Source organism: Acinetobacter genomosp. 33YU (assembly GCF_001990725.1).
Classification (GTDB): domain Bacteria; phylum Pseudomonadota; class Gammaproteobacteria; order Pseudomonadales; family Moraxellaceae; genus Acinetobacter; species Acinetobacter seifertii.
Genome location: NZ_LFZQ01000007.1, coordinates 94108 through 113377, shown reverse-complemented (window position 1 = coordinate 113377; position 19270 = coordinate 94108). Strand labels below are relative to the sequence as shown.

The following is a 19270-nucleotide window of genomic DNA, read 5'->3' as shown; positions in this document are numbered from 1 at the left end:
ACGAGCATGAATAACTGGAATTTTCAGGAATTAAAAGAAACTCCATCTCAAACAGGTGGTCCTTACGTTCATATTGGGTTATTGCCACAACAAGCAAATATTGAAGTCTTTGAAAACAACTTTAATAACCAGTTGGTGCAAGAACAGACTAAAGGTGAGCGCATTCGTCTTGAAGGTCAAGTATTTGACGGTTTAGGTCTACCGTTACGAGATGTACTCATTGAGATTTGGCAGGCTGATGCAAATGGTATTTATCCAAGTCATGCCGATACACGTGAGCAAAAAGCTGATCCAGCATTTCAAGGTTGGGGCCGTACAGGCGCTGACTTTGAAACAGGCATTTGGAGCTTCAATACGATTAAACCAGGTGCGACAGTTGGCCGTAAAGGTTCAACTCAGGCACCACATATTGCATTAGTCATTTTCGCTCGCGGTATTAACTTAGGTCTTCATACACGTGTTTATTTTGACGATGAAGCTGAGGCAAATGCTAATGATCCGATCTTAAATAGCATTGAGTGGGCACCGCGTCGCCAAACTCTTGTTGCTAAACGTTCTGAAGAGAATGGTGAAGTTGTTTACCGTTTTGATATTCGTATTCAAGGCGATGACGAAACTGTATTTTTTGATATTTAAGGAACACCTAAGGCTACACCTGATTATTCATGGATATGTGTAGCCTTTTTAAGGATGAATGATATGAAAATGAAAACATTATTAAGCTTAAGTTTGCTTACACTCCCATTTTTTGTAGCACAGGTGAATGCTGAACCTGTTGCTTTGGCTGCCCAGACACAACCTGCTATGACAACAGTTAAAACGATTGTTCCGATCACTGCAAAAACTAAAGAGCAAGCTTTAGCTCAAGCTCAAGTCATTGCAAATACAGCAGATGCTGATTTAGCTGAGTTTCGTATCGATTTACTCAGTTTTGCAAGTGATACAAAACAAGTGATTGCATTAGGACATGAATTGAAAAAGATTTTAGGTCATAAGCCAATGATCGCCACCATTCGTACTAAAAATGAAGGTGGTCAGCTTGAAATTAGCGATGCTGATTATGGGAAGACTTATCAAGCTTATTTAAAAAATCCGTTCATGGACTGGTTAGATGTTGAAATGTTCCGTGATCAAAAAGTAGTTTCAGAAATTGTTCAAAAAGCACATCAAAAGAAAGTGCTGATTGTTATGTCTAATCATGACTTCCAAAAAACACCAAGCCAAGATGAAATTGAAAAACGCTTGTTAAAACAAGATCAGATGGGTGCAGATATTCTCAAAATTGCGGTAATGCCGAAATCTAAACAAGACGTCTTCACTTTAATGAATGCCACTTTAAAAGTAAGTCAGCAAACCACTAAACCATTATTGACAATGTCGATGGGGCAATTAGGTACGATTTCTCGTATTGCAACTGCCAATATGGGCGGAAGTTATAGCTTTGGCATGATTGGTCAGGCTTCTGCGCCGGGTCAAATCGATGTGACTAAGCTCAAACAAATTTTACAAACTGTTCAACCAACAAACCCATAAATCATAAGGATATGATGAAATGAATACATTACGTTTAACTACTCTTGCATTAGGTTTAATGGTTTCAGGAATAACCGCAGCACAAACTTATGTTGTTGACCGTTATCAAGATGATAGCAACAAAGGTTCTTTACGCTGGGCAATTGAGCAAGCTAATGCTACTCCAAGTGAAGCAAGTGATATTTTGATTCAGGCTGTAGGCAAAGCACCTTATGCGATTAAATTAAATAGCGCACTTCCTGAAATTAAAGCACCAGTCAAAATTATTGGTACAGAGTGGGATAAAACTGGTGAATACATCGCAATTGATGGATCAAATTATATTAAAGGCGAAGGAGCAAAAGCTTGTCCGGGTGCAAACCCTGAGCAGTACGGCACCAATGTTCGTACTATGACTTTACCAGGTTTTGTGCTGCGTGACGTCAATAACGTGACTTTAAAAGGATTAGATATCCATCGCTTCTGTATTGGGGTGTTGGTTAACCGTTCAAGCAATAACCTTATTCAGCATAACCGTATTAGTAATAACTATGGTGGTGCTGGTGTCATGATTACGGGCGATGATGGTAAAGGTAATCCGACAGCAACCACTACAAATAACAACAAAGTTTTAGATAACATTTTCCAAGACAATGGTGATGGTTTAGAGCTAACACGTGGCGCTGCATTTAACCTGATTGCAAATAACCATTTTATTTCTACTAAAGTAAACCCTGAGCCATCACAAGGTATTGAAATCTTGTGGGGGAACGACAATGCTGTAGTTGGTAATAAGTTTGAAAATTATTCGGATGGCTTACAGATTAATTGGGGCAAGCGTAACTATATTGCCTACAACGAAATGACCAATAACTCGATTGGTCTAAATATGACTGGTGATGGCAACATTCTTGATAGCAATAAAGTTCATGGTAACCGTATTGGTGTTGCCATTCGCTCAGAAAAAGATGCAAATGCAAGAATTACATTGACTAAAAACTTAATTTGGGACAATTCTAAAGATATTAAACGCTGTGAAGCTGGTGGATCATGTGTGCCAAATCAGCGTTTAGGTGCAATAGTATTTGGTGTACCTGCACTTGAACATGAAGGTTTTGTTGGTTCACGTGGTGGCGGTGTAGTGATTGAGCCATCTAAACTACAAAAAACTTGTACTCAACCAAATGAACAAGGCTGTAACCCTCAACCTAATCAGGGTATTAAAGCACCTAAGTTAACAGCAAATAATGGTTCAGTTAATATCGAAGTTAATGGTTTACCAAACCAGCGCTATCAAGTTGAGTTTTTTGGCAACCAAAAAGCGACTTCAAAAGAAGCTGAGCAATATTTAGGAACAATAACAGTTGCTACAGATACACATGGCAACGCAAAAGCCAATTGGAAACCAAGTGTCAAAGTTGCATCAATTACAGCGAATGTAACAGATCACTTTGGCGCCACTTCTGAGCTTGGCTTTACGCAAATTAAATAACAACAAATAAAGCGCCTCAAACAGGGGGCGCATTTAGAAAAGATAAAAGGATTTAAAATGCCAAATTTAATGAAACTGAGTGTGTTAACGATTGCTGTGATGGGCAGTCAATTTGCTCTTGCAAATGAACCGTGGTCGCAAGACCGTCAATGGTTACTTGGTGATTGGAATGGCGAGCGCCAACAGCTAGAGCAACAAGGCTATAAATTCACAGCTTCTATCATGAGCCAAGCTGCTACAAACTTAGATGGTGGCTACAACGACAATAATACTTTTGAAAACGCTGCACAGCTTTCTTTAGGTGCAAACTTTGATTTAGAAAAAATCGCTGGATGGAAAGATACAACAGCGAGTCTTGTTGTGACTAAACGTGATGGTAATGCGCTTACTTTAGAGCGTATTAAAGACCCACGCTCTAGCCAACTAGGCAACGCGCAAGAAATTTATGGTCGTGGAAAAATCTGGCGCTTATCTCAAGCATGGATCAAAAAGGGTTTTGCTGATAATACCGTACAAGTCAAAGTTGGCCGTATGGGTATGTCAGAGGATTTTAATAGTTCTCAATGTGAGTTTCAGAACTTATTGCTTTGTGGTGGACAGTTAGGAAAATCAATTGGTTCAATTTGGTATAACTCACCAGTTGGTATTTGGGGTGCAAACGTTAAATATCAGTTTGCACCCGAGTGGACTTTTGGAATTGGTGCGTATGAGGTCAATCCAGACAATATTAAAACAGCATCAAATAGTGATGGTTTTAATCTGGATATGAATAATGTGAAAGGTGCAACCATACCAGTTGAGCTTGCATGGAAACCAAAACTTGCTCTATTTAATGGTTTACCGGGTGAATATAAAGTTGGTGCGCTGTACTCAACCGCAGAGGCGAATGATGTTAAAACTGCGGGTAAGGTTCATGACGGGAAACAAAGTTTCTGGATTAATGCTCAGCAACAACTTAGCCATGCTGGCCAAGATCCAAAACGTGGTTTATACGTAACTTTTAATGGCGTTGTAAATGATAAAGCAACGACTTTTGTTCAAAGTACTCAACAACTTGCACTTTGGTATAAAGGGCCATTTGACAGCCGTCCAAATGATTCGATTGGATTTGGTATTGCCAATTATGTAGTCAATGATCGTGCTAAAGATAAGCAAATCGCAACAAACGAAAGCCGTGGATATTATAGCTATGATCCGATCGCATTGAACTATATTCCAATTCAAGACGACGAATTAAATATTGAGCTGAACTATACCTATCAATGGTCTCCAGCTGTCATGTTACGTCCAAATATTCAATATATCCATCAACCTGCTGGTGTAAAAGAGGTTGACGATACTTGGGTGGCGGGCCTGAGTGTGAAAGTCAATTTTTAACAATGATGATGGCTGGTTAGACATGGTTTAACTGGCCCAAATGCTTGAACTATTTGTGTTCAGTATATGTGGAGTAGGATCTATGTCTGAGTCAGATTCTAAGTTTCATATCTTATTCAAAATATGGTGTTTTATATTAGGTCTAGTTTTATTAGCTACCGGTGTTTTTTACATTGTAGGTGGTGGAAAACTAGTATCACTCGGCGGTTCTTGGTATTTCCTTATCTCAGGACTGTTTATAACGGTTTCAGCAATTAGCATTTTCCGTAAAAAAGCACTCGGTGTTTGGATTTTTGCTGCTGTTTTTGTTGGTACGGTAATCTGGTCATTTGTTGATGCTGGCTGGGAGTTTTGGCCGTTATTCTCACGCTTAATGTTTCCTGCTGGTCTTTTTGCTGCGTTACTGTTTACCTTGCCTTCAATTCGACGTTATCAATTCCAAAATGGATCGGCAGCTCCAGCGTATGGTGTTGCTAGTCTAGTTGTTGTAGGTATGTTGATTGCACTCTATCAAATGTTCCAACCGCATCCAACAGTAGCAAGTTCAGGTGAAAAGCTACCCTTGGTACCAGTTGACCCAGCTAAAAAGCAGGTGAATTGGGAAAATTATGGAAATGATACGGGTGGTAGCCGTTTTGTTGCTCTCGATCAAATTAACCGAGATAACGTTCATAAACTAAAAGAAGCATGGCGTTTTAGAACGGGTGATTTTACAACGGGTAGTGGTAATGGTGCTGAAGACCAAATGACCCCACTACAAGTTGGAAATAAAGTCTTTTTATGTACGCCACATAACAACATTTTTGCAATCGATGCTGATTCGGGCAAGCAACTCTGGAAAGCTGAAGTAAACTCTAAAGCCGATGCATGGGAACGTTGCCGTGGTGTTGCATACTTTGATTCGACTAAACCACTTGTTCAACCAACTTTGGCTGGTGCGAATGCAGTAACTACGGTTGCGACCAATACAGCATGTCCACGCCGTATATATACCAATACTCCAGATGCTCGTTTAATTGCAGTGAATGCAGATACTGGTGAGCGCTGTGCAGACTTTGGTGTGAATGGAACAGTTAATCTACTCGAAGGCTTAGGCGATGGAACAAAAGCTCCACGTTTTGAAGTCACTTCTGCACCAACGATTGCAGGTACCACCATTGTGGTGGGTAGCCGTATTGCTGATAACGTAGCAGCGGATATGCCGGGTGGTGTTATTCGTGGTTATGATGTGATTACAGGTAAACTCCGCTGGGCATTTGACCCACGTAATCCTGATCCTAATCATGTTCTAAAACCGGGTGAAACGTATAAACGTAGCTCGGCAAACTCTTGGGCTGCTATGTCTTATGACCCGCAAATGAATACAGTCTTCTTACCTATGGGTAGTTCATCTGTTGATATTTGGGGTGGTAACCGTAATCCATTAGACCATAAATACAACACTTCAGTTTTAGCACTTGATGCGACAACAGGTAAAGAGAAGTGGGTATATCAAACTGTTCACAACGACTTATGGGACTTTGACTTACCAATGCAACCGAGTCTAGTCGACTTCCCATTAAAAGATGGTACGACGAAACCAGCTGTTGTGATTGGAACCAAATCTGGACAATTCTTTGTTCTTGACCGAGTTACAGGCAAACCACTGACTAAAGTGATTGAGCAGCCTGTTAAAGCTGCAAATATTCCGGGTGAACAATATAGTTTGACTCAACCTCGTTCTGTTGAAATGCCTCAAATTGGTAATCAGACTTTAACTGAGTCAGATATGTGGGGCGCAACGCCGTTTGACCAACTTATGTGTCGTATTAACTTTAAGTCAATGCGTTACGAAGGTCTATTCACTGCACCGGGTACTGATATTTCATTAAGTTTCCCAGGTTCTTTAGGTGGTATGAACTGGGGTAGTATTGCTTTCGATCCAACACATCGTTACATGTTTGTAAACGATATGCGTCTTGGTTTGTGGGTTCAATTGATTAAACAAACACCTGAAGACATCAAGATTCAGGCGAGTGGCGGTGAAAAAGTAAATACAGGTATGGGCGCGGTACCAATGAAAGGTACACCTTATAAAGTGAATAAAAACCGCTTTATGTCTGCTTTAAGTATTCCTTGTCAAAAACCACCATTTGGTACCATGACTGCAATTGACATGAAAACTCGTCAAGTTGCATGGCAAGTACCATTGGGTACAGTTGAAGACACGGGACCTATGGGTATTAAGATGGGCTTGAAAGCACCAATTGGAATGCCGACTATTGGTGGCCCAATGGCAACTCAGGGTGGTTTAGTATTCTTTGCTGCAACTCAAGATTACTATTTACGTGCTTTTGATTCTTCTACAGGTAAAGAACTTTGGAAGTCACGTATGCCTGTTGGTAGCCAAGGAACACCTATCAGCTATGTTTCGCCTAAAACAGGTAAACAGTATGTGGTTGTTTCTGCGGGAGGAGCACGTCAGTCTCCTGACCACGGTGATTATGTAATCGCATATAGCTTAGAGAAGTGATTGAAGAGGGCAAAAGGATAAATTTTCTTTTGCCCTTATTTTTTATATCTTTTTTATATTAAGGTATTTGTGGAAATTCTATATTTTTAGTTAGATAGCTTTACCAAATAGTAAAAAAGTGCTTGAAGTTATTACTAAACTTAGAAAATTCTTATAAACGATTCGACATGAAAACTAGTCATAGCCTAACTATTAAGCAATTTTTTATAATGTTTTAACTATAAATAAACTTTAAAAATTTATTAAGTTTTGTTTAACTTAAGATCGTGAATTTTAATTAAAAATAAACATTATTCAGTTTTTAATCATCAAAAACCAGTTTTTTTTGTTGGAAAAACGAGCGTAAATATATATTTATATTATATTTATATAATTTATTGCATTACGCTAGAATGGTCGGCGCAGGTTATTACTACCCAGTAATAATTTGTATTTCAGGAATTTAAGCTTTAATTGGCTTAAGGCTCATCGAAAGATGGGCCTTTTTTTATGTGCATTCTATCCTAATTTTATAAAAATCTGAAAATAGCCTAAGCATTACTAAATAAAGAGACGAAAAATGAGTCTTTAATGACAATTTAGATATGATTTGTTAGATTAAAGCCACTTGATAATAATAGGTGATGTAATGAGATTTTTAGTTCTTGCAACTTTATCTGGTTTAGCTTTAATGGGTTGTGCTTCTGTTCAGCAAGCACCTAATACACAAGAAACAATTCGTTATGCTTCTAGTCCATGTTTTGGTGCATGTCCAATATACTCTGTAGAAGTAACACCTACTGGTTTAATTCGATTTGAAGGTAAACAATATACAAAAACACTTGGTGTTAAAGAAATCCAAGGTAGCGTAAAAGATTATCAAAAACTTGCCAGTGAATTAAAAACTTATCGTCCTCAAACAGGAACGCAATCAAAAACTGCGGGTTGCCAGCAAACTGCAACTGACATGTCTAGCTATTACATTACTTGGATTAAACCTAATGGCACGGAAACAAAATTAAGCCATTACACAGGTTGTATTTCTCCAGCAAACAACAGACTAAATAAAGTTATGGAAAAGTTACCTGAACAATTAGGCATCAAAGATTTAATCTAACGATAAAAGCCCCATAATTTGGGGCTTTTTCTTGTTAAGAATATTTATTGACTTAAGAGTTTTATTTTAAGTATTTCTAAATAAATAAGCGTATAATACATATTATAAAAACATATATTGTTTGGGTGAGTACATGTCAAATATTGTTTATGCCTTCTTAGGTGGTTTGCTACTGGGCATTGCAACAGTCGGTTATTTATATGTAAACGGTCGCATCGCTGGAATTAGTGGTTTGCTTGCTCAAGTCATTAATCCGTCTAAAGATATTTTTAAAGGCTCCGCATTCTGGTTTATTGCTGGATTAATTATTACCCCCTTTATTTATGGCTATTTTTTTCAACCTGAAATTGAAATTAAAGCGAATATGTTTGCTCTTATTTTAGCAGGTTTATTGGTTGGTTTTGGTACTCGGCTTGGATCAGGTTGTACAAGTGGTCATGGTATTTGTGGGATGAGCAGATTGTCAAAACGCTCCATGATAGCAACAGCAGTTTTTATGTTCGCTGGCATGTTAACCGTTTATATTGTTCGTCATGTTTTGGGGTAATGTCATGAAAAACATTTTGGCTTTTATATTTGGTAGTTTGTTCTCTTTAGGTTTAATGATTTCGGGCATGTCTAATCCTGAAAAAGTATTAGGTTTTTTAGATATCTTTGGGCAGTGGGATATTAGCTTAATGTTTGTGATGTTAGGTGCGATTGCCGTGGCATTTATTCCATTTCAAAAGGCTATAAAAAGTCCTAAAACAATCTTTAATGAACAAATTCAATTACCAATGAATACACAGATTGACCAAAGGCTAATTGCTGGTGCTTTTATTTTCGGGATAGGCTGGGGAATAGCTGGAATATGTCCAGCGCCAGCTTTAACACTTATCGGATTAGGACATTTTGAAGCGCTTTATTTTATTGTCGCAATGTTATTAGGAATGTTTATTTACCGAGTTTTAAATAAAGGAAATTAAACTTATGCAACAACCTCTAGTAAAAGATTTTTTTGATGAAAACACCAATACTTTTAGCTATGTTGTTGCAGATTTAGCGACTCGTCAATGCGCGATTATTGATAGTGTGCTTGACTACGACGCAGCTTCAGCAACTACAAAAACAACCAATGCTGATTTAATTATCGATTATGTCTTGGCGCAAAACTTCAAAGTACAATGGATTTTAGAAACCCATGTACACGCCGACCATATGACCGCGGCTCAATATTTAAAGTCTCAATTGGGTGGTACAATTGCGATTAGTCAAAAAATCTTGGTAGTACAAAAAACATTTTCTGCTATTTATAATTTTGATTTTAAGAAATTCAATGAAAATCAGCCTTTTGATTATTTATTTGAAGATCATGAATATTTCAAAATAGGGGATATAGAAGCCTATAACATTCCTACACCTGGGCATACACCCGCTTGCTTAAGCTATGTGATTGGTGATGCTGTTTTTGTTGGCGATACTTTATTTATGCCTGATTATGGTTCTGCTAGATGCGACTTTCCTAAAGGAAGTGCCGCTGCACTTTATGATTCGGTACAAAAGCTTTATACACTTCCTGACGACATGCGCATGTTTTTATGCCATGACTATAAGCCCGAAGGCCGTGATGAATATGTCTGTCAAACAGATATTAGAACTCAAAAGCAAAGCAATATTCATTTAAACCAAAGAGTTTCCAAAGACTCATTTATAAGAATGCGACAAGAAAGAGATGCTACGTTGGCAATGCCAAAATTAATTCTGCCTTCAATTCAAATTAATATGAACGGTGGAAACTTTCCAGAACCAGAATCGAATGGCATCCGTTATTTGAAAATACCTTTCAACTACTTCTAAAAATAACCTAAGCAGTTATTCTGGATCTTTTTTATCTATCCGAATAGCCTAAGCTAATTATAAAATTGACACCTTGTGAAATAGCCTAAGCAAGATTTAAAGAACTTGTCTTAAATCCCGCGAAGTCTCTTGTAATAAAGGCAAAATGTGTTGGATTAAATATTCTTCAGTGGTTTTCATAGTTGGAGAAACAATATTTAAAGCTGCAACCACTTTAAAGTCTTGTCCATAAATGGGTACGGCGAGCGCATGAACACCTAATTCGTGTTCTTCACGTGAATAACACCAATCTTGCTCTCGAATTTCTTTTAGTAACTCTAAAAATTTATCATTTTCGACATGCGTATATTTGGTTAGACGCTGAAGAGGATATTTTTGAAGCCAGTCCAATTGTTCTTCTTGGCTTAAATGTGCCAGTAAAATTTTACCCGCCGATGTCGCATGAGCAGGTAAGCGGTTACCCAAATGTAAACCATATGGATTTACACGGTCGGTTTGTTGGTGGGCAGCACTACGGGCAATGGTAATGGCCTCATAACCATCAAGCACCATCACTGAATAAATGAGAGACGTTTGGTTAGTTAGAAGATTTAATAAAGGCTGAGACACTTTTGGAAGTTGAGCTGCACCTAAATAAGCTCCTGAAAATTTAAGAACTTTCGGAGTTAAATAGTAATAGTGGCCATCTGACTCAAGATAACCTAAATATTCTAATGTTAATAAGTGTCGTCTTGCTGCCGCTCGGGTGAGTCCGGTTTTTTCAGCCGCCATAGAAATGTTTAAACGATGTTGATTGCTGCTAAAGCTATCTAAAATCGCCATGCCTTTACCGATGCCAGCAATGTAATCTTCATGACGAATCGTTTTTTTGTTGTCCTGATTCTGGATTATTCGTTCATCTTTACTCATTACTGGTCCTTGTACGATAGAAGCTTGGTAGATCAATTTGCTTTACTGAAAAAGTTTAATAATTTCATTTCGCAAAAATTGATGTCTTAAATTATCCCTTAAATCTTCGTGCCAAAACATACCCATTTTAATATTGGTTATCTCAAAAGGCAGAGAATGTAAGCAAATTTCAGGACTATAAGATAAATGCTGCAAAATCATACGAGGCATGGTCAATATTGCGTTGGCTTGAGCTGCCAGAACTTGTAATGCCGTTGAGTAGTTTTGACAGCGCATAAATACATTTCTTGATATTTTTTGATGTTGGTTTAAATAAATATCTTCAAGTAAGGCACCTGTACGGCGTGATGAAACACCAATGTGTCGTCCATTAATATAACGAGATAAATCGACTTCTTTAAGTTGGCTGCAAATGACGAACTCATCTGTTACCAAATGATCAAAGGTAATTTTTGGAGATAAATATTGTTCTAGGTCAATCACGAAATCGAGCTGCTGCGTCGCCAAGTCCGCCATAATATGTTTTCGATCTAGCTTCATACTGACAAACTGCAAATCTAAATTAAGATTTTGAAAATGTTGAGCAAGCCTTGGAAGAATAATCGGTTCAATTTCATCATGCACGGCGATTTTTAAGCTTTTTAAACTTGTTGGGTCGAACGCATGTTTCTGTTGGCTAATGTTTTGAATGGTTAAAAGTGCTTGCTTCACAGTTGGGTAAATCTGCTCGGCAAAAGGAGTGGCAGACATTTTATTGCCTACTCGTATAAACACATCATCTTCAAGTTGCTGGCGTAATCGTTGCAAAGCATGACTTGCTGCCGACTGCGTAATATTGAGACTACTTGCCGCATTTGAAATACTTTTTTGCTCATAAATTGCGATAAATAGCGGATATAAATTGATATCAATTCGGTGAAAAAAACTTAGGTCTAGACCATGTAGGTTATGAATATTATTCATGAGGTGTTATTTAATAAAATCATTTCATTCATATTAAGTTTCAAGTTATGTTGATGTAAAGACCAGATAATGATGTAAAGGAAAAAGAATGTTTGAACTCTCAAAAAAAGCTCAGGATTTTACCGAGCGAACAAGAAAATTTATTTTAGAAGAAATAGAACCTGTCGAAGCAAAATTTTGGGAAGAAGTTCACGAGTTAAATCCAGATGGAAACTGGAAAAAGTGGCAGTGGCCCGAGCTTTTAGAAACTCTGAAATCTAAAGCTAAACAAGCTGGTCTTTGGAATATGTTTTTACCAGATGAAAAGCTGGGTGCAGGGTTAACTGTTCAAGAATATGCGCATATTGCTGAATTAACTGGCCGCAGCTTATTGGCACCTACCGTTTTTAACTGTAATGCACCAGATACAGGAAATATGGAATTGTTATGGCGCTATGGCAGTGAGCAGCAAAAAAAGCAATGGTTAGAACCTTTATTGGACGGAAAAATCCGTTCAGTTTTTTGTATGACTGAACCAGATGTCGCGTCAAGCGATGCAACCAATATGCAAGCCACTGCACTCATCGACGGTAATGAAATTGTTTTAAATGGCAAGAAATGGTGGTCGTCTGGCTTAGGTGACCCAAATGCTAAAGTCATTATTTTTATGGCACATACCCCAGATGAAACCAAAGACCGACATCATCAACACTCTATGGTTTTAGTACCGATTGACAAGGCGGGCGTTGAAATTCAACGGATGTTACCTGTGTTTGGTGACTATGATGCCCCGCATGGACACGGTGAAGTCCATTTTAATAATGTTCGAGTGCCTCTTGAAAACTTTATTGGTGGAGCTGGCCAAGGTTTTGAGATTGCACAAGGTCGTTTAGGGCCAGGGCGTATTCACCATTGCATGCGTTGTATTGGAGCTGCTGAAAAAGCTTTAGAGCTTATGATTGATCGAGGCATGTCTAGAACGGCGTTTGGCAAAGAAATTTTAAAACTTGGTGGGAACCTCGAACGCGTAGCTGATGCAAGGATAGCCATAGATCAAGCCAGACTTTTAACCTTGTATGCTGCTTATAAAATGGATACTTTAGGAAATATGGCTGCTTTAACAGAAATATCTGCAATTAAAGTAGTCGCTCCAAGCGTATTAGAAAAAGTAGTCGATATGGCGATTCAGCTACATGGTGGTGCGGGCGTTTCAAGAGATACGCCATTAACGGGTTTCTTTGCCCAAGCACGCAGTTTACGTTTAGCTGATGGACCAGATGAAGTACATAAAGGCATGATTGCCAAATTAGAGTTGGCCAAACGTGGTTATTTCGGTCGTCATAAGAAAGTATAAGTTTAAAGGAAATGAAGATGTCGGTAATTGATATAGGCGGTGAAGTACGTGAAGGTGAAGAACTTGATATTGGGGCAGTTGAAAACTGGTTAAAAAACCAAGGTGTTGAGTTGGTTGGCCCAGCGGTCGTTACTCAATATACAGGTGGGGCGTCGAATTGGACTTATCGTTTAATGTATGAAAATACCGATTTAATTTTACGACGTCCGCCAAAAGGAACAAAAGCGAAGTCTGCCCACGATATGGCCCGTGAATATATGGTGCAGAAAAACCTTGCGCCTTATTATCCGGTGCTTCCTAAAATGGTGGCACTTTGTCAGGATGAATCGGTCATTGGCTGTGATTTTTATGTCATGGAACGCATTGAAGGCATTATTCCTCGTGCAAAATTGCCGCCTGAGCTTGGCTTTAATGAAGAAAATGTTCATGAGCTTTGCGTAAATGTTATTGATAAGCTCATTGAGCTGCATCAAGTTCCTTATGAGAACACGCCTTTAGCTGAACTTGGCAAAGGTGCGGGATATTGCCGTAGACAAGTTGAAGGTTGGGATAAGCGCTATGAAAAAGTCCGCACAATCAACGTACCATCATTTAAATATGTTCGAAAATGGCTAAACGATAATATTCCTCAAGACTCTACAACTTGCATTATTCACAATGATTGGCGTTTTGATAATGTGATTTTAGATCCACAGCATCCAACAGAAGTGATTGGTGTGTTGGATTGGGAAATGGCGACTTTGGGTGATCCATTAATGGACTTGGGCAGTGCTTTGGCCTATTGGGTTGAGCCAACGGATAATATGATTTTTAGATCAACACGCCGGCAGCCAACTCACTTAAAGGGAATGTTCTCTCGTAAGGAAGTCGTTGAGTATTATTTGCAAAAAACAGGATTGGAGCCTCAAAACTGGGCTTTTTATGAAGTGTTTGGTGTATTCCGTTTAGCAGTGATTGCCCAGCAAATCTATTACCGTTATTACCATAAACAAACTCGAAACCCTGCTTTTAAAGATTTCTGGATTGTCATTCATGCGCTACATATCAGAGCTTTAAAACTTATCGCACAGCAAAAATTGCAAGAATCTGAATTTGCTCAGCAATCTCTACAGAAAATACAGGGTATTTTAAGAAAATGACCACAATTTATCTGGTAAGACACGGACAGGCATCGTTTGGTAAAAGTAACTATGATGAGCTGTCTGAAAATGGTGAGGCTCAGGCGACTTTATTAGGTCGTTATTTTAAGCAAATATTGAAAGAACAACCTTATGTTGTTGCTGGAACTATGCAGCGTCATGAGCAGACTGCAAAGCTCGCACTTAATGAATGCTTTCCAGATGCGCTGATTCATCATAATAATTTATGGAATGAGTTTAACCATCAACAGGTTTTTGCCCGTTATGAGCCGCGTTTTGAACAGCCTGAACTGCTAAAAGCTGACGTAGCACAAGAACAAAACCCACGCGCGTATCTTGCCAAAATATTTGAAGGTGCCATTGGACGATGGACCGATGGCGATTTTCATCATGAATATGATGAGTCTTGGCCACATTTTAAAGAAAGAGTCGAAACGGCGTTGCAGCAACTTTGTGATGAGTTAGCAAAAACCAAACCTCGCTATGCAGTCGTTTTTACCTCTGGTGGAGTGATTTCTGTTGCCATTGGAAAACTGCTTGAACTCAGTCCCAATCGGACTTTTGCTTTGAATTGGGCAATTGCTAATACAAGCCTCACGACTTTGCGTTTGGTTGGAAATGAAGCTCAGGTGTTAAGTTTAAATGAACATCATTTTATAAAAGCTGAGCGTCCAGATTTACTGACATGGATTTAAAATAAGGATAAAAGCATGGCAAAGACGATTTTAATTACAGGTGCAAGTTCTGGATTGGGCGCGGGTATGTCGCATGAATTTGCAGCCAAAGGCTATAACTTAGCGATTTGTGCACGCCGTTTAGACAGATTGGAAACTTTAAAAACTGAACTTGAAAATGAGTACGGTATAAAAGTAATTGCAAAAAGTCTGGACGTCACCAATTACGATCAGGTTTTTGAAGTATTTCGCGCCTTTAAAAAAGAGTTTGGCTATTTAGACCGAATTATTGTAAATGCGGGAGTTGGAAATGGCCGTCGTATTGGTAAAGGTAATTTTGAAATTAATAAGGCAACCGCAGAAACAAACTTTATTTCTGCTTTAGCACAGTGTGAAGCAGCAGTTGAAATCTTTAGAGAGCAAAACGCCGGTCATTTGGTGGTAATGTCATCTATGAGTGCTATGCGCGGATTACCAAAACATTTATCGACTTATGCGGCGAGTAAAGCTGCAGTTGCTCACTTGGCCGAGGGTATTCGTGCTGAATTATTAGATACTCCAATTAAAGTCTCAACGATTTTCCCGGGTTACATCCGAACTGAAATCAATGAAGGGGCTAAACATTTACCATTTGAAGTCGACGCCAAAACTGGATGTAAAGCTTTAGTCAAAGCTATCGAAAAACAACCTATAAAAGCTTATGTGCCACAGTGGCCATGGTTACCCATGAGTATTGCTATGAGGGTTTTGCCTTTAAGATTAGTTAATAAATTAGGATAAAAAATACCCCCTAAATTTAGGGGGTATTTTTTAATTAAAACTTTTTGGTGTAATTAACAAAAAAACGGTCTTCGCCAAAGTCATTGCCGTGCTTAACATTGTAATCAATACGAATATATTGTAGGGCCACGCCTTTTAAGAAGGGTTGCTGAAACGCATAGTTTAAAATCACATTCGATTCTGTTTCATGATTTTTCTCACCATTCGCTGCTTTAAAATCATTTCCGTAAACATATTTCACCATCGCATTTAAGCCCGGCACGTAATCTTTAAAGTCGTAGCCATACATGACATGGTAAGACTTTTCATCTTTTTTAAAGAATCCCGTGGCATTCCAGTTAATGAAGTAGGTCTCTGGCAAAAAGCCGTCTGGTAAGGGGTATGCCGATTCACCCATAATTTGTTGGTAACCCAAGCCAAAGGTATGATTTTTTACTTTAACTGTTTCTAGTACCCCAATATTCTGCGCATCGATATCAAAAGTATTGCCGTCATTTTTGGCATTGAAGTACTTAAACTTAGAAGTAAGCGCAAAGTTAGGTTGTTTCCAATTATGCTCAAGTCCTACATAGTGCTTGTTGTAGAGGTCTTCTAAATTGCCAAAATAATATTCGCCCTTTAAAGACGGCGTAAATTGATAGCGCAGGTCAATGTAGTTAAGGCCATCAGATTCTTTGGTAATTCCATTTGCCGTGAACGAAAACTTTTTAAAGTCTTCTTCGTTTCGTGGCGAGACTTTTTCCACTCGGCCAATTTCGGCATAAAGCTGATCTGAAAGTTGTGACTTTAAGTTGGTTCCCCAATATGAAGTGAGTAACTGACGACTAGCGTCTACGGCAGTTACTGGTAAATCTAACCAAAGTTCACCCACACTTAATAAAGTTTTGTCATAACCTAATTTTAATGTCGCGCCGTATTTTAAATAGTCTGAAGCCTGAGATTGCGTTTCTTTATTAAAAGGCAAAACTGTGTCAGCGACGTGTTTGTCAGAACTTAAACGCACGGCGTATTGAACAGAAGCATCGGCCCCAATTGTGATTGGCTTGTCAGCTATGACTAACGGGGTGTCATGCATTTTTGATTTATAAAATAATGATGTTCCCTGAGACCAACTGCCAGTATCTTTGAGTGCATCATTATCAAAATCGCGGTTGATATAGGCATTTTTTAAAGTGAATTTCCATTCATCTTCAGTTTGTTGATTTGGATTTGCGGCCCATGAGTTACTGCACATCAGTAATAAAGTGGCAACGGCTAAAGTGTGTGGTTTAAAACGGTGAAATAATTCCATAATCCATTTCCCAGATGTATGCCAGTCCTCGGCACTACGTAATTTTGAATATTTCGGTACTCTCTAAGCATTTAATTAGAGAGTACATTTTTGCAATTGGTGAGACCTATTAATTTAATTTTTCAAGCTTCATACTTTCACTAAAGAATTTGCAGCCTTTAAAAAGCAGAATTAGAGCCAGTACACACGACAGACCACCCACAATAGATAAAGAAGAACCCACCATTAACGGACTACCAAAAACTTTATCTGTAATAATTGCCACCAATGTTGTACCAATACCGAGTCCAATTAAGTTGCTCACTAAAAGGAATAGCGCAGAAAGACGTGCTCTAAATTGGTTTGGGGCTAACATTTGCAGAGCAGTTGCCGAAATCACTAGAGGGAAAGATGCAAAGAACATTGCAGGAATCAGTAAGCTTACTGAAAGCCATAGCTGATCTGTTTGGGTAAAAAATGCAATTGGAATAATAAGGCCAACAATCCCAATCACACCAGTGAACATCGGTGCATCTTGGCGACCTTTTTTAATAAACCAATCATTTAACCAGCCTGCACAAAATACACCTAAGGTATTTGCGACTAACAGAATCGTACCGAGCATATAGCCTGTTTCAGTCGGCGCGAGTTGAAACTTTCGAATATAAAATGCTGGTGTCCAACTGGTAAGGCTGTAGAGTGCCATTGCATAAAAGGTAAAACCTAAATAATGACAAGCAAATGTTTTCGCATGTTTTTTAATAAACTGAAGACATTGTGAGAATTTGACTTGGTCAACTTGTCCATTTTGGTTGAGCTGTTGACCTTTACGTGCAGGGTCTTTAACGGTCAAAATAAAAAGCAAACCAATAATGATGCCAGGTAAACCGACTACAAAAAAGGCAATTTGCCATGCTTTAAGTGCGCCTAATAGTGGAACTTCAATGAGCGTTACGCCTTTAAGCAAATTAATGACATAACCGCCCACTAAAAAGGCGATACCACCACCTAAAAAAGCACCAATTGAATAAATTCCGACAGCACGACCTAGTTTGTCCTTACTAAACATGTCGCTGAACATTGAATAAGCGGCTGGAGATAACGCAGCTTCACCCACACCGACCGCCATACGGCTCAGGAACAGTTGAATAAAGTTTTTACTTAAACCACAAGTTGCCGTTGCTAGGCTCCAAACAATAATCCCGATTGAAATCAGTTTTGGTCGTGAAAAACGATCGGCAATATAGGCTAAGGGTAACCCCATAACCGCGTAAAACAGTGAGAAGGCAAGGCCATGTAACAGGCTAAATTGTGTATCTGAAAGTTGGAGATCTGCTTTGATGGGTTCAATCATCAGCGCCAGAATTTGGCGATCAATAAATGAAAATATATATGCCAACATACAAAGTGTGACGACATACCATGCATAAGCATTGCTTTTCTTTTGTGTCCTTTCAACAGCGATATTACTTTGGTTCATACACTTAATCCTTATGTATAAAACGCTTAAAGAAATTGATATCTAACTTTTATTATTCCTCTGAAGTTTTCGATATTTCCCCCTTTTAGATAAGAATAATAAATAGGCTAGAAATGAGTAATTTGGTCTCGTACAGACCGGAAGAGTGCGTCTAAACCCAATTAGGAGTTAATGGGCTTCAAAGATCATGGAATTATTATTTTCTTTTTATATGTAAAATTCCATTACTTATTGAGTATGTTAGAATACCTAAAAAGTATGTTAAGTAAACAGATAGTAATAATTTATTGAATTAAGAAACTGATTTTTATTTATTTTTTAATATTAAAACTTATTTTTAATAAAGAGCAGCGAGAAAAGAAGAACTATTTCATGCTGCTCTTGAGTGTATGGGACCCGTTAACAAGGCAAATAATTAACTTGATGGCATAAGATCAAATAATTTCTTTAACTGGTGATTTAAATTGTGAAGCTCATCTTCTGAAAAAGCATTTAGAATACCCGCTAAGGTGACCACACTAATTTGATTAATCTGTTCAACCAGCTCGACACCTTTGGGTGTTAATTTCACCATCGAGATGCGTTCATCGGTGGTAGAAGAGTAGACCTCGACAATTCCATCTTCTACTAAGCGATATACAGCTTTTGTGGCCGTAGTTAACTTTAAGGTAGAAAGATTAGCGATATCGGTAATACTGGCTTCTCCCAAAGCATTAGTACTTAAAATGATTTTACGGCGTGTATTATCAATACCTAGTTTTTTTATTGATTTTTCAATGAGTTGTGAATATTTTCCGTTAACTTGAGAAACCCAAAAAAAAGGGAAATTTTGAATACTCGACGGTTCTTTATTAGGAAGAAATTGTTCTAAATGATCAAGCATAGCTAAGCAATAAC

General features: G+C 38.3%; 18 protein-coding genes. 13 read left to right on the top strand and 5 right to left on the bottom strand.

Annotation, left to right across the window (positions count from 1 at the left end):
* The first annotated feature begins 6 nt into the window (after nt 1–6).
* The 9 genes from pcaG to AC056_RS08010 all read left to right on the top strand — a co-directional run bounded on the left by pcaG (nt 7) and on the right by AC056_RS08010 (nt 9825).
* On the top strand, nt 7–636 hold the full coding sequence (gene pcaG / locus AC056_RS08050; protein ID WP_077163294.1) for a protocatechuate 3,4-dioxygenase subunit alpha: 630 nt from the start codon (nt 7–9) through the stop codon (nt 634–636).
* 69 nt (nt 637–705) lie between these two features.
* On the top strand, nt 706–1533 hold the full coding sequence (aroD, locus tag AC056_RS08045; RefSeq protein WP_077163448.1) for a type I 3-dehydroquinate dehydratase: 828 nt from the start codon (nt 706–708) through the stop codon (nt 1531–1533).
* Nucleotides 1534–1552: 19 nt separating this feature from the next.
* On the top strand, nt 1553–3004 hold the full coding sequence (locus AC056_RS08040) for a right-handed parallel beta-helix repeat-containing protein (RefSeq protein ID WP_077163293.1): 1452 nt from the start codon (nt 1553–1555) through the stop codon (nt 3002–3004).
* 57 nt (nt 3005–3061) lie between these two features.
* Nucleotides 3062–4381 carry a carbohydrate porin gene (locus AC056_RS08035; RefSeq protein WP_077163292.1) on the top strand — a complete coding sequence of 440 codons (1320 nt, stop codon included), beginning with the start codon at nt 3062–3064 and terminating at the stop codon, nt 4379–4381.
* An 82-nt stretch (nt 4382–4463) separates the two neighbouring features.
* Nucleotides 4464–6893: a glucose/quinate/shikimate family membrane-bound PQQ-dependent dehydrogenase gene (locus tag AC056_RS08030; protein ID WP_077163291.1), complete on the top strand. Its 2430-nt coding sequence runs from the start codon at nt 4464–4466 to the stop codon at nt 6891–6893.
* Nucleotides 6894–7521: 628 nt separating this feature from the next.
* Nucleotides 7522–7989: a DUF6438 domain-containing protein gene (locus AC056_RS08025; RefSeq protein WP_004701369.1), complete on the top strand. Its 468-nt coding sequence runs from the start codon at nt 7522–7524 to the stop codon at nt 7987–7989.
* 133 nt (nt 7990–8122) lie between these two features.
* On the top strand, nt 8123–8536 hold the full coding sequence (locus tag AC056_RS08020) for a YeeE/YedE family protein (protein WP_077163290.1): 414 nt from the start codon (nt 8123–8125) through the stop codon (nt 8534–8536).
* Nucleotides 8537–8540: 4 nt separating this feature from the next.
* A complete protein-coding gene (locus AC056_RS08015) occupies nt 8541–8954 on the top strand; it encodes a DUF6691 family protein (protein WP_039252260.1) in 414 nt (137 codons plus the stop codon).
* 4 nt (nt 8955–8958) lie between these two features.
* The gene (locus AC056_RS08010; protein ID WP_077163289.1) at nt 8959–9825 is read left to right on the top strand and encodes an MBL fold metallo-hydrolase; all 867 of its coding nucleotides are present in this window, start codon (nt 8959–8961) and stop codon (nt 9823–9825) included.
* A gap of 96 nt (nt 9826–9921) precedes the next feature.
* On the opposite strand, the gene pcaU is transcribed toward AC056_RS08010, so the two are convergent.
* Together pcaU and AC056_RS08000 are read right to left on the bottom strand one after the other, a co-directional pair.
* Entirely contained in the window at nt 9922–10734 is an 813-nt protein-coding gene (gene pcaU / locus AC056_RS08005) for an IclR family transcriptional regulator PcaU (RefSeq protein WP_019458809.1), read from the bottom strand.
* A gap of 42 nt (nt 10735–10776) precedes the next feature.
* Nucleotides 10777–11697, bottom strand: a complete 921-nt coding sequence (locus AC056_RS08000; RefSeq protein WP_077163288.1) for a LysR family transcriptional regulator — start codon at nt 11695–11697, stop codon at nt 10777–10779.
* Nucleotides 11698–11785: 88 nt separating this feature from the next.
* On the opposite strand from AC056_RS08000, the gene AC056_RS07995 reads away from it, so the two are divergent.
* Genes AC056_RS07995 through AC056_RS07980 form a run of 4 tightly spaced genes read left to right on the top strand, consistent with a single transcriptional unit; the run spans nt 11786 to nt 15623 of the window.
* On the top strand, nt 11786–13030 hold the full coding sequence (locus AC056_RS07995) for an acyl-CoA dehydrogenase family protein (protein ID WP_077163287.1): 1245 nt from the start codon (nt 11786–11788) through the stop codon (nt 13028–13030).
* Between the two features lie 17 nt (nt 13031–13047).
* Nucleotides 13048–14169 carry a phosphotransferase family protein gene (locus AC056_RS07990; protein ID WP_077163286.1) on the top strand — a complete coding sequence of 374 codons (1122 nt, stop codon included), beginning with the start codon at nt 13048–13050 and terminating at the stop codon, nt 14167–14169.
* Nucleotides 14166–14864, top strand: coding sequence for a histidine phosphatase family protein (locus AC056_RS07985; protein WP_077163285.1), 699 nt, complete (start codon nt 14166–14168; stop codon nt 14862–14864). Before AC056_RS07990 ends, AC056_RS07985 begins: the two co-directional genes overlap by 4 nt.
* Nucleotides 14865–14879: 15 nt before the next feature.
* Nucleotides 14880–15623, top strand: coding sequence for an SDR family oxidoreductase (locus tag AC056_RS07980; RefSeq protein ID WP_077163284.1), 744 nt, complete (start codon nt 14880–14882; stop codon nt 15621–15623).
* A gap of 34 nt (nt 15624–15657) precedes the next feature.
* Here AC056_RS07980 and AC056_RS07975 read toward each other — a convergent pair whose 3' ends face one another.
* The 3 genes from AC056_RS07975 to AC056_RS07965 form a co-directional block, all read right to left on the bottom strand.
* Complete coding sequence (locus AC056_RS07975) at nt 15658–16914, bottom strand: OprD family outer membrane porin (protein ID WP_077163283.1); 1257 nt, start codon at nt 16912–16914, stop codon at nt 15658–15660.
* Between the two features lie 109 nt (nt 16915–17023).
* A complete protein-coding gene (locus tag AC056_RS07970) occupies nt 17024–18373 on the bottom strand; it encodes a spinster family MFS transporter (RefSeq protein WP_077163282.1) in 1350 nt (449 codons plus the stop codon).
* Between the two features lie 415 nt (nt 18374–18788).
* Nucleotides 18789–19256 (bottom strand): MarR family winged helix-turn-helix transcriptional regulator, encoded by a 468-nt coding sequence (locus AC056_RS07965; RefSeq protein ID WP_004701395.1) that lies wholly within the window; start codon nt 19254–19256, stop codon nt 18789–18791.
* Between the last annotated feature and the right edge of the window lie 14 nt (nt 19257–19270).